Below are 13,501 nucleotides of genomic sequence, written 5' to 3'. Positions count from 1 at the left end.
GCAACCTACATGCAAACGAACGGCTCAGCGGGTGACCGGTCGCACAATTGGGAAGAGTATCGTTTCCCGGATTCCGAGACCGGTGAGCGCCATCAACAAGCGATCGATTCCCATCCCTGTTCCGGTCGTCGGCGGCATCCCGTGTTCCATCGCGGCGAGGAAGTCCTCGTCCAGAACCATGGCTTCGTCGTCGCCCTGAGCGGCCAGCCGCGCCTGATCCACGAAGCGTTCCCGCTGGATCACCGGATCGACCAACTCCGAATATCCGGTAGCCAGCTCGAAGCCGCGGACATACAGATCCCACTTCTCGGTGACGCCGGCGCGGGTCCGGTGCTGCCGGGTGAGCGGTGACGTCTCCACCGGGAAGTCGCGCACGAATGTCGGGGCATAGAGCTTGTCGCCGTAGGTGTGTTCCCACAGTTCCTCGACGAGTTTGCCGTGGCCGTAGCCCTTGTCCTGCGGAATTTCCAGCCCGACCCGCTCGGCGTGGCCGATCAATTCCGGCACCGTGGTTTCCGGCGTGATCTCGGTGCCGAGCGCAGCGGAGAGGGAAGGATACATCTCGACCGTGGTCCACTCGCCGGAGAGGTCGTATTCGGTGCCGTCGGCCAGGATCACCCGCTGTGTGCCGAGCGCCTCCTGCGCCACTTCCTGCACCAATTCCCGGATCATCCGGGCCGACTCGTCGTAGGTGGCGTATGCCTCGTAGGTTTCCAGCATGGCGAACTCCGGCGAATGCGTGGAGTCGGCGCCCTCGTTGCGGAAGTTGCGGTTGATCTCGAAGACCCGCTCCAGCCCGCCCACCACGCAGCGCTTGAGGAACAATTCCGGCGCGATGCGCAGGTAGAGGTCCATGTCGAGGGCATTCGAGTGGGTGACGAAGGGGCGCGCGGCCGCGCCGCCGTGCAGCGTCTGCAGCATCGGCGTCTCGACCTCGAGGAAGCCGCGGCGCTCCAGCGCGGAGCGCAGCGCGCGCACGACGGCGACCCGGGTGCGGGCATTGTGCCGCGCCTCCGGGCGCACCACGAGATCCACGTAGCGCTGCCGCACCCTGGATTCCTCGCCGAGTTCCTTGTGCGCGACCGGCAGCGGCCGCAGCGCCTTCGCCGACATCGACCAGGAATCGGCCATGATGCTCAATTCGCCGGTGCGCGAGGAGATCACCTCGCCGTGCACGAATACGAAGTCACCGAGGTCGACATCGGCCTTCCAGGCGGCGAGCGAATCCGCGCCGACTCCGTTCAGGCTGATCATCGCCTGCAGTTTGGTGCCGTCGCCCTCCTGCAACTGCGCGAAGCAGAGTTTGCCGGTATTGCGCAGGAATATGATGCGCCCGGCCACCCCGGCCGTCAGCCCGGTCGCGGTATCGGCTTCCAGCTCCGGATAGGCGGCCCTGATCTCGGCCAGCGTGTGCGTGCGCGGCACGATCACCGGATAGGGCTCACGCCCCTCCGCGAGCAGCCGCTCCCGCTTCTCGCGGCGAATGCGCATCTGCTCGGGTACGTCGGGATCGATGGACCCCACTGCCGATGACCTGTTCGCGGTGCTCACAAGCGCCAACCCTAGCGGGGGCGCGGGACCGGCGATAAATCAGAGCGTCGCCAGCGAGGCGACCTCCCTGGCGAAGTGCGGCACCCGGATCCCGGCGTGCAGCAGCCCCGCCGCCTCCAGCCCGCGGTAGCCGCCCTCGAGGTCGGTGGCGTTGCGCAGCCCGAGCTCCTGCAGCGCGGCGGCGGCCAGGCTGGAGGTGTACCCCTCGGAGCAGACGACGATCCACTCCACGTCGTGGCCGGTGGCCAGCGCGATCCGCGCGGAGCTGCTCGGGTCGAGCCGCCACTCCAGGACGTTGCGCTCGATCACCAGCGCGCCGGGCAGCGCGCCCTCCCGTGCCCGCTGGGCCTGCGGGCGGATGTCGACCGGGACGGCGCCGCGCTCCAGCGCGGCCGGGTACTCGTGCGATTGCAGCCTGCGCAGCCGGGCGCGGGCGTTCTGCAGCATCTGCTCGATGGTCAGCGTGGCCATCACATATCACCTTCGGGCTGATCGGTGAGGACGGTACGGGTGCGGCGCAGCGTGCCGTGGCCGGTCACCTCGTAGTAGGACATGGCGGTGAGCGGCGGCGAGTACGCGTGCACGCTCAGCGTCGGTTCGGTGGCGGGGTCGGCGACCGGGGGCTGCGGCGCCCGCATGACGTCGTGCACCCAGCCGATCGGGAACGCCCCCTGGTCGCCCGCCTCCAGCGTGCGGTGCCTGAGTTCGCTTCCGTTCCAGCGGTATTCGGCGAGCGCGCCGCTGAGCACGGTGAGCGCGCCGAGCGAGCCCGCGTGGTCGTGCAGCTCGGTGGACTTACCCGGCGTCCAGCTGATCAGCCAGACGTCGACCTCGTCGTCGGAGCTGAGCCTGCTGGCCCAGCGCTCCTCGACGGGCCACTGCCCGCGGGCGGGCAGCAGGTGGTCGTACCGGCCGGCCAGCACGTCCTCGGCGCCCTCGTCGGTGAGGCGAAGCAGGTCGGCCGGGCGCAGCCGGGTGGGGAGAGCGGGGGCCGTCGAGCGGTCGACCGGCGGCAGCGCGGATCTGGCGTCACGGGCCGCGGTGTACGAACGAGGCAGGGAGAGAACGGAAGAACGCACGAGCGGATCTCCAGAAGTCGTGAACGGTCGAGGTCGCGATGCCTCGAACGGCCGAGGCGGTCAGCCTCGACAACACTCCTGGGGGCGCGTGCCGTTGATCACGGCGGTCAGCTTAGCAGCGGTGCGGGGGCCGCACCAGCGGCTGTGCGCTCGGCCACGTCAGCCCCGCTTCCGCTGCTGATTGCGCTCGTAGACCAGCCGCAGCCCGGTCAGCGTGAGGTGCGGTTCGTAGTGGTCGATGGTCTCCGACTCGGGCACGATGAGCGGCGCGATGGCACCGGTGGCGACCACCGTGACGCCGTTGCCCGCGAAGGCCTCGACCTCGTCGCGCACCCGGTCGATCAGCCCGTCCACCAGCCCCGCGAAGCCGAAGACGGCGCCGGACTGGATGGCCTCGACGGTGTTCTTGCCGACCACGCCGCGCGGCCGGGCCAGCTCGACCCGGCGCAGCGCCGCCCGCTCGATCAGCGCCTCGCTGGCGATCTCGACGCCGGGCGCGAGCACCCCGCCGAGGAACTCGCCCTTGGCCGAGACCAGGTCGACGGTGGTGGCGGTGCCGAAGTCGACGACGATGGCCGCGCCCTCGTACCGGTGGTAGGCGGCGAGCGCGTTCACGATCCGGTCCGCGCCGATCTCCTTGGGGTTGTCCACCAGCAGCGGGATGCCGGTGCGCACCCCCGGCTCGACCACCACGTGCGCGACGTTCTCGTAGTACCGCTCCAGCATGGTGCGCAGCTCGCGCAGCACCGGCGGGACGGTCGCCAGCGCGACCACCCCGACCACCTCGTCCAGCCGCGCCCCGACCAGCCCGCGCAGGTACATGGCGAACTCGTCGGCGGTCATCAGCGGGTCGGTGCGCATGCGCCACTGCCGGACCAGGCTCGCGTGCCCGCCGCTGCCGGAGAACAGCCCGATCTCGGTGCTCGTGGTGCGGACGTCGACGGCGAGCAGCATGTCAGGCGGTCGTCAGGGTGCGCGGGGTGAGCAGCCCGGAGCCCTCCGGCGCGTGCGCCGGGTCGGAGCCGAGCTCGAGCGCCCGGTTCCGGTCGTCGACGAAGACAACGCGCGGGGTGTACGCGCGCACCTCGGCCTCGTCCATCATCCCGTAGGCGATCAGGATGACCAGGTCGCCGGGGTGCACGAGGTGCGCGGCGGCGCCGTTGATGCCGATGACGCCGGAGCCGCGCTCGCCCGCGATCACGTAGGTCTCCAGGCGGGCGCCGTTGTCGATGTCGACGATGCAGACCTGCTCGCCCTCGAGCAGGTCTGCGGCGTCGAGCAGGTCCTGGTCGACGGTGACCGAGCCGACGTAGTGCAGGTCGGCGTGGGTCACGGTGGCCCGGTGGATCTTGGACTTCATCATGGTGCGCAACATCGCGTCGTCGCCTCTCTCTACTGCGCGGACGCCGTGGCCGCGGGGGTGGTGGGGTGGCCGTCGATCGGGGCGCCGAGCGTGACGGCGACGTTGTCGATGAGGCGGGTGGCGCCGACCTTCGCGGCGACCAGCAGCCGGGCCCGCCCGGTCTCCGGGGCCGGGCCGAGCGCGGCGGAGCGCAGCTCCAGGTACTGCAGCTCGATGCCGGGCGCGGCGTCGAGCACGCCGCGCGCGGCGTCGAGCACCGCGGCCGCGCCGAGCCCGCCCGCGTGGCTGCCCGCGGCCAGCGCCGCGGAGAGCGCGAGCGCGGCGTCGCGCTGGGCCGGGTCGAGGTAGCGGTTGCGGGAGGAGAGCGCGAGGCCGTCCGGCTCGCGCACGGTCGGCACCGCGACGACGGTGGTGTCGAAGTTCAGGTCGCGGACCAGCTCCCGGATCAGGGTGAGCTGCTGGTAGTCCTTCTCGCCGAAGAACGCCTCGCTCGGCCTGGCGATCTGCAGGAGCTTGGCGACGACGGTGAGCATGCCGGCGAAGTGCGTCGGGCGGCTGGCGCCCTCCAGCTCGGCGCCGACCGGCCCGGGCTGCACGGTGGTGCGCGGGCCGTCCGGGTACATCTGCGCGGCCGACGGCGCGAAGACCAGCTCGACGCCCTCGCCGCGGAGCAGCTCCACGTCGGCGTCCAGGGTGCGCGGGTAGCGGTCCAGGTCCTCGTCCGCGCCGAACTGCAGCGGGTTGACGAAGATCGAGACGATCACCACCTGGTTGGTGCGCTTGGCCCGGCGCACGAGCTCGAGGTGACCGTCGTGCAGCGCGCCCATGGTCGGCACCAGCGCGACGGTGCGGCCGACGGCGCGCAGCGCCCGCGCCACCTGCCCGAGTACCGCGGGGTCGTGGTGCACGGTGAGCTGTCCGGGCTTGAAGGTTCCGCGCAGCTTCGGGTCCATCAGCGACGTCCTTCCAGGAGGTCGAGCAGGGCGGGGGCGGAGCGGGCGCGCTGGGCGGTGCGCAGCGAGAGCGCGCGGTAGCCGTCGGCGATCGGGGGGTCGGCCGCTTCCAGCGCGGCCAGGTGCGCGGCGACGGCGCCGGTGTCGCCGCGGGCGACCGGGCCGGTGAGCGCCGACTGGCCGCGGCGCAGCGCGTTGTCCAGCGCGGCCGAGGCGAGCGGGGCGAGCAGCCGCTCGGCCAGCCCGTTCGGCTGCTCGTCGACGGCTTGCTGGCCGAGCAGCCCGGGCCCGGCGAGCGCGGCGCGGAGCGCGTCGACGGCGTCCAGGATCACGGTCACCAGATGGTTGCTGCCGTGCGCGAGCGCGGCGTGGTAGAGCGCCCGGTGCTCCTCCGGCACCCGGACCGGCTCGCCGCCCATCTCGATGACCAGCGATTGCGCGATGGCGTAGCCGACCTCGTCGGCGGCGGTGATTCCGAAGCAGGCGTTGCCGAGCCGGGCCAGATCCTCGTCGTGGCCGGTGAAGGTCATCGCGGGGTGCACGGCGAGCGGCAGCGCGCCGAGCTCGGTGAGCGGGGCGAGGACGCCGATGCCGTTCGCGCCGGAGGTGTGCACAACGATGGTGCCCGGGCGAACCACGCCCGCCGTGGCCAGCCCGGCCACCAGCCCGGCCAGCTCGGCATCGGGCACCGCGAGCAGGAGCAGCTCGCTGCGCGCCGCGACCTGCTCGGCGGGCAGGATCTCGGAGTCGGGCAGCCGGGTGGCCGCGCGCCGGATGGAGGCGCCGGAGATGGCGGCGACGCCGAACACCACGTGTCCGGCGCGCTCGAGCGCCGCGCCGAGCGCCGAACCGACGCGTCCCGCCGAGACGATTCCCACCGTCAGGCGTGCGGGCGCGGGGTCGAAGCCGGGCGTGGCAGCAGAATCCACGCTTCTCGAGGTCAACACTGTCCTCTCGATGTCGTTCCAGTCCCGCTTGGCGGGTACCGGACGGTACGACACGAGGATATAGAGCGACGCCGAGCGGACGCCACGGGGTGCGGGGGTGATCTGCGCCGCAGCCCCGGTCAGCTGCCGCGCTTCTGCTCCGACTGCAGGTTGGCCATGATCTCGGCGACCGAGAGCCGCCGGGTGGACGGGTCCTCCTCGGTGTCGGCCCTGCGCCTGCGGCGCGCGCTCGGGGTGCCGATCGCGCCGCCGGCGGCCCGGCCGGGCGTCGCGGCGGGGTCGGCCGGGTCGGCGGGCGGGGTGCTCGGCAGGCCGTAGGTGGCGGGGGCCGGGGCATCGGGGGCGGCGGGTGAGCCGGAGACCGCCGAGGTCGGGGTGCCGACCGAGGCGCGGGCCGGGTTCACCACCGGGCCGGTGTTGGCGCCGGAGAGCGGGTCGGGGGCCGAGGTGAGCCGCGGCCCAGCGGGCGCCTGCTCCCGGTCCGGGTTGCCCGCGGAGGCCTGCGCGCCGACCGGGTCGCCCGCGTTCGCCCGCGAACCCGCCGACCTGTCCGCGGTGGCACGCGAGTCCGCCGACCTGTCCCCGGTGGCACGCGAGCTCGGCGCCTTGTCCGCCGTCGGCCACGAACCCGCAGCCTTGCCCGTCGACGCCGGAGACCCCGTCCTGCCCGCAGCGGCCGAGAAGCCCGGCCTGCTCGCGGGGGACGGAGACCCCGTCCTGCCCGCGGGGGACGGAGAGCCCGGCTTGCTCGCCGACGGCCGCGCGCCCGCCGCACTGCCTCCGGACGCCGCCGCGCCCGCGGGCTTGCTCAACCGCGGCGGCACCGCGCGCTGCGGGCCGGTGTCCGCGTCGTCGTCCGGACCGGGGGCGCGGCGGCCGGGCACGTCGTCGGCGCCCTCGTCCGGCTGCTTGACCTCCCACGGCCACTTGGGCTGCTCCGCGCCCTGCGCGGGCGGGGACCAGACGGTCGAGCCGTGCGGCAGGTCGGCGGGGGCCTCGGTGAAGGCGCCGGACCAGCCGGGGGCGCGGTCCGGGTCCTCCTCGGGCACGGTGGCCGTCTCGGCGGTGACCGGCTCGTCGTAGGGGGTGGCGAAGCTCGGCGGGGCCGGGTGCCCCGGCTCGAAGACCGGGGTCGGCCATTCGGCATTCGACGAGCTACCGTTCGCCGCGGCCGCGGACCGACCGGGAAGTTCGTGCACCCGGGTGGCGTCGGCGTGCAGCGCGGGGCGTTGCCCCGGCAGATCGCCGTCGAAGAGCCGCTGCAGATTGGTGCGTAGCACGGCCAGTTCGCCGCGCAGCGCGGCCAGCTCGGCTGCGTCCGCGCCGACCTCGTGGCGGACCCGCGATTCGACGCCGAGTTCGTACTCGCGCCGGGCCGAGACCTCGCGCTCGAGCTGGAGTTCGTAGACGGTCTGCAGGTCGTGAACCTTGGCCCGGTCGGCCGACGATTCTCGGCGATAACGCGTGGCAGCGAGCGCGCCGATGGCCGCGGCCCAGAGCGCGGCGACCAGCCCGACCCGGACGTACTGCAGGCTGTTGCTGAAGACCAGGAAAATGCTGGCAATCAGCCCCAGCAGGATCAGGACGCCGACGAAGAACTTTCCCGCATCATCCCGCCGTCGACGGGAAGCGCTGCTACGGGAGGGTGAAACCATGTCCGCAAGGGTAGCCGGGTTGACCTGCGCCGAACACCGCCGCGCTAATTATTTCCATTCAAAACGTTTGCTAAGTAGTAGCCGCATCGTCGGTCGGGTCATCGGGCGCCCGGCAGCAATACTCGAGCCACAGCGCAGCGGCCAGCAGGCAGAGCCCGGCGGTGAGCCCCACCACCGCGCTCGGGGCGTCGGCCGCGGCGGCGTCAAGTGTCCCGCTGCGCGGGAAGACCCACAGCAGGAACCCGAGCCAGATCCCGGAAACCAGCGCCCCGACCTGAATCGACGCCTTGGCCAGCGCCACCGCCCGCGCCGCGGTGATCGGATGCAGCCTGCGCGGCCCCGCCCCGATCCGGTCGTCCTGCACCCGCTGCCTGATCACGAAGGCCAGCGCGACCTCGATCGCGGCGACCGGATACAGCGACGCCCCCGCGAACACCGAGATCGGCGGAAATCGCCCGTAGGCCACCCTGGTGATGATCCAGGTGGCGATGGCGGCGGTCAGCACGGTGACCGCCAGGTCGAAAACCCTGGCCGGTTTCAGCTTCACCGCGCCGCCCCGAGGTCGTCGCCGGTGCGGTGTACGCCGTCCCGCTCGGCCGGGTCGAGCGCGGCCAGCCAGTCGCGCACCGGCCTGGTCACCCCGTCGGCGGTCAGCTCCGCCTCCGGTTCGACGTCGAGCCAGGGCACGAGGACGAAGGCGCGGCGGTGCGCCCGCGGGTGCGGCAGCGTGAGCCAGGGATCGGCGCTGTGCACCGGCCCGGCGGCGGTGCCGCACCACACCACGTCGACGTCGAGCGTGCGCGGACCCCAGTGGACCTCGCGCACCCGGCCCGCGGCGTCCTCCAGCGCGGCGCCGTGGCGCAGCCAGTCGGCGGGCGCGTAGGCCGGGTCGTCGGCGAGCAGCACGGCGTTCAGGAAGTCCTGCTGCTCGACCCCGCCCCACGGCGCGGTCCGGTACACCGGGGAGACCGCGGTGACCCGCGGCCCGAGCCCGGCCACCACCCCGCGCAGCCGGTCGAGCCGGTCGCCGAGGTTGGAGCCGATCGACAGCACCACGCGGCTCATCCGCGCTCCCTGCTGGTGACCACCCTGACGTCGGCGAAGGTGTGCGGGATCGGCGCCGACGGCTTGTGCAGCACCACCTCGACGGCGTGCACCCGCGGGTCGGTCATGACATCGTCGGCGATCTCGGTGACCACCGTCTCGATCAGGTTGCGCGGCTCGCCCCGCAGGATCTCAACCGCGCGCCCGGCCAGCGCGCCGTAGTCGACGGTGGCGGCCAGGTCATCGCCGGCGGCGGCCGCGGTGAAGTCGACCCAGAGCGTCAGGTCGACGACGAAGTCCTGGCCGTCCCTGCGCTCGTGCTCGAAGACACCGTGCCTGCCGAAGGCGGTGAGGCCGCGCAGCTCGATGCGGGAAAGGTCGGCTCGGTCCACGTCAGCGAACTCCAGGGGTGAGGGGCATGGCGGCGCGCCGCCAGGCGTCGACGACGGCGATGGCATCGGCCGAGCCGCGCACATCGTGCACCCGGACGCCCCAGGCGCCGTGCTGCGCGGCCAGCGCGGAGATGGTGGCGGTGGCCGATTCCCTGCCGTCCGGCGGCCGCGGCCCGGCCTCGGAGCCGAGCAGCGTGCCGAGGAAACGTTTGCGCGAGGCGCCGATCAGCACCGGGAGGCCCTGCCCGACCAGCCGCGGGAGCGCGGCGAGCAGCGCCCAGTTGTGCTCGGCGTTCTTGGCGAAGCCGAGCCCGGGGTCGAGCACGATCCGGTCCGCGCGCACGCCGGCCGCGAGCGCGAGCTCGACCTGGCCGGTCAGCTCGGCCAGCACCTCGGCGACCACGTCGTCGTAGTGGTCGGCCGGGCCGGTGTGCCGGAAACCGGTGCTGCCCCGCCAGTGCATGAGGATCCACGGCACCTCCGCGGCCGCGACGACCCGGACCATCTCCGGGTCGGCGCGGCCCCCGGAAACGTCGTTGACCACGGTGGCCCCGGCGGCGAGCGCCGCCTCCGCGACGCTCGCCCGCATGGTGTCGACGCTGACCGGGACGCCGGCCGCGACCAGCCCGCCGATCACCGGGACCACCCGCGCGGCCTCGGTCGCCGGATCGACCCGGATCGCACCCGGCCGGGTGGACTCGCCGCCGACGTCGACCAGGTCGGCCCCCGCTTCGTACAGCGCGACGCCGTGCGCGACGGCGTGCTCCGGGTCGAGGTAGCGGCCGCCGTCGGAGAACGAATCGCTGGTGACGTTGACGATGCCGAGCACCAGGCAGGAGCGGCCCGTGCGGGAGCCGATACCGGCGAGCCCGGTCACCGTGCGCTCACTTCCGCAGGATGAGGTCCAGGGCCTCGGAGCGGGAGGCGGGGTTGGACTGCAGCATCCCGCGCAACGCCGAGGTGGTGGTGCTCGCGCCCGGCTTGCGGATGCCGCGCATGGCCATGCACAGGTGCTCGGCCTCGATCACGACGATGGCGCCGCGCGGGTCGAGTTTGCGCATGAGGGCGTCGGCGATCTGACTGGTCAGCCGCTCCTGCACCTGCGGGCGCTTCGCGTAGAGGTCGACCAGCCTGGCCAGCTTGGAGAGCCCGGTGACCCGGCCGTGCGGGCCGGGGATGTAGCCGACGTGCGCGACGCCGTGGAACGCCACCAGGTGGTGCTCACAGGTCGAGTACAGCGGGATGTCCCTGACCAGCACCATCTCCTGGTGCCCCTCGTCGAACGTCGTGTTCAGCACGGCGTCCGGATCGTCGTAGAGCCCGGCGAAGACCTCGCGGTAGGCCCGGGCCACCCGGGCGGGCGTGTCCAGCAACCCGGGTCGCCCGGGATCCTCGCCGACGGCGATCAGCAGCTCACGCACCGCGGCCTCGGCGCGTGGCTGATCGAACGTCCTTCCGGTCTCCAGCGCGACCGCGTCGTCGGCGGGTGCGTCGATCCGCACGCCGTCCTCGTTCTTCAGGTCGACGGCGCTGCCGTTCGAACTGTCACCGGCGCCGCCGTTGTGGCTGGCCGACTTCTCGTTGGCCGACATCACGGACACCTCCCTATCTCGGTGCGGGCAAAAGACCCGAACACCCCCGTGCCGAGCCTAGTAGCCACCGATCAGCGACGACCGTTCGGTCCGTCCCAGTCCGGGGTGTCGCCGCGGCCCTCGTCACCGGGGTAGCGGCCCTGTTCACCGGGGTAGCCCTGGTCGTACCCGGGCTGCTCCCCGCCATAACCGGAATCACCCTGATAGCCGCGGCCCTGATCCTCCCGGCTCCAGGGCCTGGCGCCGGGGCGCTGCTCGCCGGGGCCGTACGGGTTGCTCTGCCTCGGGTCGTCCTCGCGCGGCGGCCAGCCGGGCGCGGACCAGCCCGCGGGGGCGCCGTAGTCCGGGCGCGACCCGTGCGTTCCGGTGGCTCCGGCGCCTGGCCTGCCGTACCCCTGACCCTGCGGCTGCGCGGGCGGGCGACCGCCCTGGTACCCCTGCGGCCTGCCCTGATAGCCGGCCGCGGCACCGTTCGACACCGCGGGGCCGCCGTTGGCGCCCGCGTGCGCACCGTTCGGCGGCCGTGCGGGCAACGCGCCGATCGGCTCCGGCGGCCACTTCTCGCCGCGCTCGGCGGCCAGCTCGCCCGGGGTCTTGACCGGGGGCTTGTCCGAGGGGACGCGCTCGCCGAAATCGTTGAACGCGGTGATCCGCGGCCGCTTCTCCACCTCGGTGAAGATCTGCTCCAGGTCCTTGCGGTGCAGCGTCTCCCGCTCCAGCAGCGCGGTGGCCAGGATGTCGAGGACGTCGCGGTACTCGTTCAGGATCGACCACGCCTCGGTGTGCGCGGCCTCGATCAGGTTGCGCACCTCCTCGTCGATGGCGCCCGCGACCTCGTGCGAGTAGTCCGACTGCACGCCCATCGAGCGGCCGAGGAACGGGTCGCCCTGCTCCTGGCCGTACCGGACGGCGCCGAGCCGGGCGCTCATGCCGTACTCGGTGACCATCGCCCTGGCGATCTTGGTGGCCTGGTCGATGTCGGAGGAGGCGCCGGTGGTCGGCTCGTGGAACACCAGCTCCTCGGCCGCGCGGCCGCCCATCGCCATGACCAGCCTGGCGATCATCTCGGAGCGGGTCATCAGCCCCTTGTCGTCCTCGGGCACGGTCATGGCGTGGCCGCCGGTGCGGCCGCGGGCCAGGATGGTGACCTTGTAGACCGGCTCGATGTCCGGCATCGCCCAGGCGGCGAGCGTGTGCCCGCCCTCGTGGTAGGCGGTGATCTTCTTCTCGTGCTCGCTGATGATCCGGCTCTTCCGGCGCGGGCCGCCGATCACCCGGTCCACCGACTCCTCCAGCGCCTCGCCGGTGATCACCGAGCCGTTCTCGCGCGCGGTGAGCAGCGCGGCCTCGTTGATGACGTTGGCGAGATCGGCGCCGGACATGCCGACGGTGCGCTTGGCCAGCCCGTCCAGGTCGGCCTCGGCCGCGATCGGCTTGCCCTGCGAGTGCACCCGCAGGATCGAGCGGCGGCCGGCCAGGTCGGGGTTGCCGACCGGGATCTGCCGGTCGAAGCGGCCGGGGCGGAGCAGCGCGGGGTCGAGGATGTCCGGCCGGTTGGTGGCCGCGATCAGGATGATGCCGGTGCGGTCGCCGAAGCCGTCCATCTCGACCAGCAGCTGGTTCAGGGTCTGTTCGCGCTCGTCGTGGCCGCCGCCGAGCCCGGCGCCGCGCTGGCGGCCGACCGCGTCGATCTCGTCCACGAAGATGATGCAGGGGCTGTTCTGCTTGGCCTGCTCGAACAGGTCGCGCACCCGGGAGGCGCCGACGCCGACGAACATCTCGACGAAGTCCGACCCGGAGATGGTGAAGAACGGCACCCCCGCCTCGCCCGCGACCGCGCGCGCCAGCAGCGTCTTGCCGGTGCCGGGCGGGCCGTAGAGCAGAACGCCCTTCGGGATCTTCGCGCCGAGCGCCTGGTAGCGCACCGGGTTCTGCAGGAAGTCCTTGATCTCGTAGAGCTCCTCGACCGCCTCGTCGGCGCCGGCGACGTCGGCGAAGGTGGTCTTCGGCATGTCCTTGCTCAGCTGCTTGGCCTTGGACTTGCCGAAGCCCATCATCCCGCCGCGGCCGCCGCCCTGCATGCGCGCCATGACGAAGATGAAGAGGCCGAGCAGGATCACCATCGGCAGCACGAACAGCAGGATCTGGGTGAACCAGCTCTCCTGCTTGACCACCGTGTTGTAGGGGGCGCCGGACTGCCGCACCGCGTCGAAGATCTGCGCGGAGGTCTCGCTGCCGCCGGGGAACTTGGTGAGGATCCTGGATTCGCCGCCGGTCGCGTCGTTGCCGTTGTTCAGCTCGATGCGGAGCTGCTGCTCCCGGTCATCGATCTGCACGTTCTTGACATTCGGCTTGTCCGCCAGCTGGCTCAGCGCCACCGAGGTGTCGACGCTCTTCCAGCCGCGGGTGTCGTTGCCGAAGTAGCTGAACGCGTAGATGACCAGCAGAATGCCCGAGACTATGGCCAGGGTGCGGAACACTGTCTTGCGGTTCATAGAGCGTAGGCCGGGCGGCCAGTCCTTTCCGGGTGTCTCCGGTTGTGCCTAGCGATGCGGGCTCGCGCGCGCCACCCCGCTCCTGCCCACCGCTGCGGGTGGGTGCGGATGCGGACATGCCACGTTACCGCGTACGGTCTACTCGCATACATGCACAGTTCGGCTGCTGGTGCAGTCGATGTGGTCAACGGCCGGGGAACCGCGTTGGTTCCCGAGGAGCCCCGTCCGGCTTATTGCAAGTGGCAACAATCATGGCATGTCCGGCCTATGGTGAGCGACGACAGAGCCTCACCGCCCTCCGGCCGGAGCGGCGAATCGCGTGGCCAGCGAAGTACCCCGGGCGCGCGATCGAATCGAACGAGCGCAGGGGGTATGGACATAGTCGAGTTACGGACGCCCACCGCGATCCTGCGGCACGGACGCGGCCGGC

At 72.3% G+C, this 13,501-nt stretch carries 14 protein-coding genes; all 14 read right to left on the bottom strand.

Annotation, left to right across the window (positions count from 1 at the left end):
• Positions 1–24 precede the first annotated feature (24 nt).
• The 14 genes from lysS to ftsH all read right to left on the bottom strand — a co-directional run bounded on the left by lysS (position 25) and on the right by ftsH (position 13,071).
• Positions 25–1,491 carry a lysine--tRNA ligase gene (gene lysS, locus LTT61_RS20385; RefSeq protein ID WP_233021113.1) on the bottom strand — a complete coding sequence of 489 codons (1,467 nt, stop codon included), beginning with the start codon at positions 1,489–1,491 and terminating at the stop codon, positions 25–27.
• A gap of 99 nt (positions 1,492–1,590) precedes the next feature.
• Positions 1,591–2,013 (bottom strand): rhodanese-like domain-containing protein, encoded by a 423-nt coding sequence (locus tag LTT61_RS20380; protein ID WP_233021112.1) that lies wholly within the window; start codon positions 2,011–2,013, stop codon positions 1,591–1,593.
• 8 nt (positions 2,014–2,021) lie between these two features.
• Entirely contained in the window at positions 2,022–2,567 is a 546-nt protein-coding gene (locus LTT61_RS20375) for a cysteine dioxygenase (protein ID WP_233021111.1), read from the bottom strand.
• 222 nt (positions 2,568–2,789) lie between these two features.
• Entirely contained in the window at positions 2,790–3,584 is a 795-nt protein-coding gene (locus LTT61_RS20370) for a type III pantothenate kinase (RefSeq protein WP_233015667.1), read from the bottom strand.
• Position 3,585: 1 nt separating this feature from the next.
• A complete protein-coding gene (gene panD, locus LTT61_RS20365) occupies positions 3,586–4,005 on the bottom strand; it encodes an aspartate 1-decarboxylase (protein ID WP_233015666.1) in 420 nt (139 codons plus the stop codon).
• Positions 4,006–4,022: 17 nt separating this feature from the next.
• On the bottom strand, positions 4,023–4,946 hold the full coding sequence (panC, locus tag LTT61_RS20360) for a pantoate--beta-alanine ligase (protein ID WP_233015665.1): 924 nt from the start codon (positions 4,944–4,946) through the stop codon (positions 4,023–4,025).
• The gene (locus tag LTT61_RS20355) at positions 4,946–5,875 is read right to left on the bottom strand and encodes a Rossmann-like and DUF2520 domain-containing protein (RefSeq protein WP_233015664.1); all 930 of its coding nucleotides are present in this window, start codon (positions 5,873–5,875) and stop codon (positions 4,946–4,948) included. Before LTT61_RS20355 ends, panC begins: the two co-directional genes overlap by 1 nt.
• Before the next feature lie 137 nt (positions 5,876–6,012).
• Positions 6,013–7,548, bottom strand: coding sequence for a DUF6779 domain-containing protein (locus LTT61_RS20350; RefSeq protein ID WP_233015663.1), 1,536 nt, complete (start codon positions 7,546–7,548; stop codon positions 6,013–6,015).
• A 70-nt stretch (positions 7,549–7,618) separates the two neighbouring features.
• Complete coding sequence (locus tag LTT61_RS20345; RefSeq protein ID WP_233021110.1) at positions 7,619–8,089, bottom strand: DUF3180 domain-containing protein; 471 nt, start codon at positions 8,087–8,089, stop codon at positions 7,619–7,621.
• A 2-nt stretch (positions 8,090–8,091) separates the two neighbouring features.
• Positions 8,092–8,613, bottom strand: coding sequence for a 2-amino-4-hydroxy-6-hydroxymethyldihydropteridine diphosphokinase (gene folK, locus LTT61_RS20340; RefSeq protein ID WP_233015662.1), 522 nt, complete (start codon positions 8,611–8,613; stop codon positions 8,092–8,094).
• Positions 8,610–8,984 carry a dihydroneopterin aldolase gene (gene folB / locus LTT61_RS20335; protein WP_233015661.1) on the bottom strand — a complete coding sequence of 125 codons (375 nt, stop codon included), beginning with the start codon at positions 8,982–8,984 and terminating at the stop codon, positions 8,610–8,612. The genes folK and folB overlap by 4 nt, the downstream gene beginning before the upstream one ends.
• A 1-nt stretch (position 8,985) precedes the next feature.
• A complete protein-coding gene (folP, locus tag LTT61_RS20330) occupies positions 8,986–9,861 on the bottom strand; it encodes a dihydropteroate synthase (protein ID WP_233015660.1) in 876 nt (291 codons plus the stop codon).
• 7 nt (positions 9,862–9,868) lie between these two features.
• On the bottom strand, positions 9,869–10,576 hold the full coding sequence (gene folE, locus LTT61_RS20325; RefSeq protein WP_420094673.1) for a GTP cyclohydrolase I FolE: 708 nt from the start codon (positions 10,574–10,576) through the stop codon (positions 9,869–9,871).
• 71 nt (positions 10,577–10,647) lie between these two features.
• A complete protein-coding gene (ftsH, locus tag LTT61_RS20320) occupies positions 10,648–13,071 on the bottom strand; it encodes an ATP-dependent zinc metalloprotease FtsH (RefSeq protein ID WP_233015659.1) in 2,424 nt (807 codons plus the stop codon).
• Between the last annotated feature and the right edge of the window lie 430 nt (positions 13,072–13,501).

It is taken from the genome of Nocardia asteroides (assembly GCF_021183625.1).
In the GTDB taxonomy this organism is placed as follows: domain Bacteria; phylum Actinomycetota; class Actinomycetes; order Mycobacteriales; family Mycobacteriaceae; genus Nocardia; species Nocardia asteroides_A.
Note: the sequence above shows the minus strand (reverse complement) of the source record. Positions and strands in the feature narration are given on the sequence as shown.

What these genes read in the sequence shown, in the direction of transcription:
- lysS (WP_233021113.1), bottom strand. Translation starts at nt 1,491, where the DNA reads ATGCGCATTCGCCGCGAGAAGCGGGAGCGGCTGCTCGCGGAGGGGCGT.
- LTT61_RS20370 (WP_233015667.1), bottom strand. Translation starts at nt 3,584, where the DNA reads ATGCTGCTCGCCGTCGACGTCCGCACCACGAGCACCGAGATCGGGCTG.
- folE (WP_420094673.1), bottom strand. Translation starts at nt 10,576, where the DNA reads ATGTCGGCCAACGAGAAGTCGGCCAGCCACAACGGCGGCGCCGGTGAC.
- folK (WP_233015662.1), bottom strand. Translation starts at nt 8,613, where the DNA reads ATGAGCCGCGTGGTGCTGTCGATCGGCTCCAACCTCGGCGACCGGCTC.
- panC (WP_233015665.1), bottom strand. Translation starts at nt 4,946, where the DNA reads ATGGACCCGAAGCTGCGCGGAACCTTCAAGCCCGGACAGCTCACCGTG.
- LTT61_RS20350 (WP_233015663.1), bottom strand. Translation starts at nt 7,548, where the DNA reads ATGGTTTCACCCTCCCGTAGCAGCGCTTCCCGTCGACGGCGGGATGAT.
- ftsH (WP_233015659.1), bottom strand. Translation starts at nt 13,071, where the DNA reads ATGAACCGCAAGACAGTGTTCCGCACCCTGGCCATAGTCTCGGGCATT.
- panD (WP_233015666.1), bottom strand. Translation starts at nt 4,005, where the DNA reads ATGTTGCGCACCATGATGAAGTCCAAGATCCACCGGGCCACCGTGACC.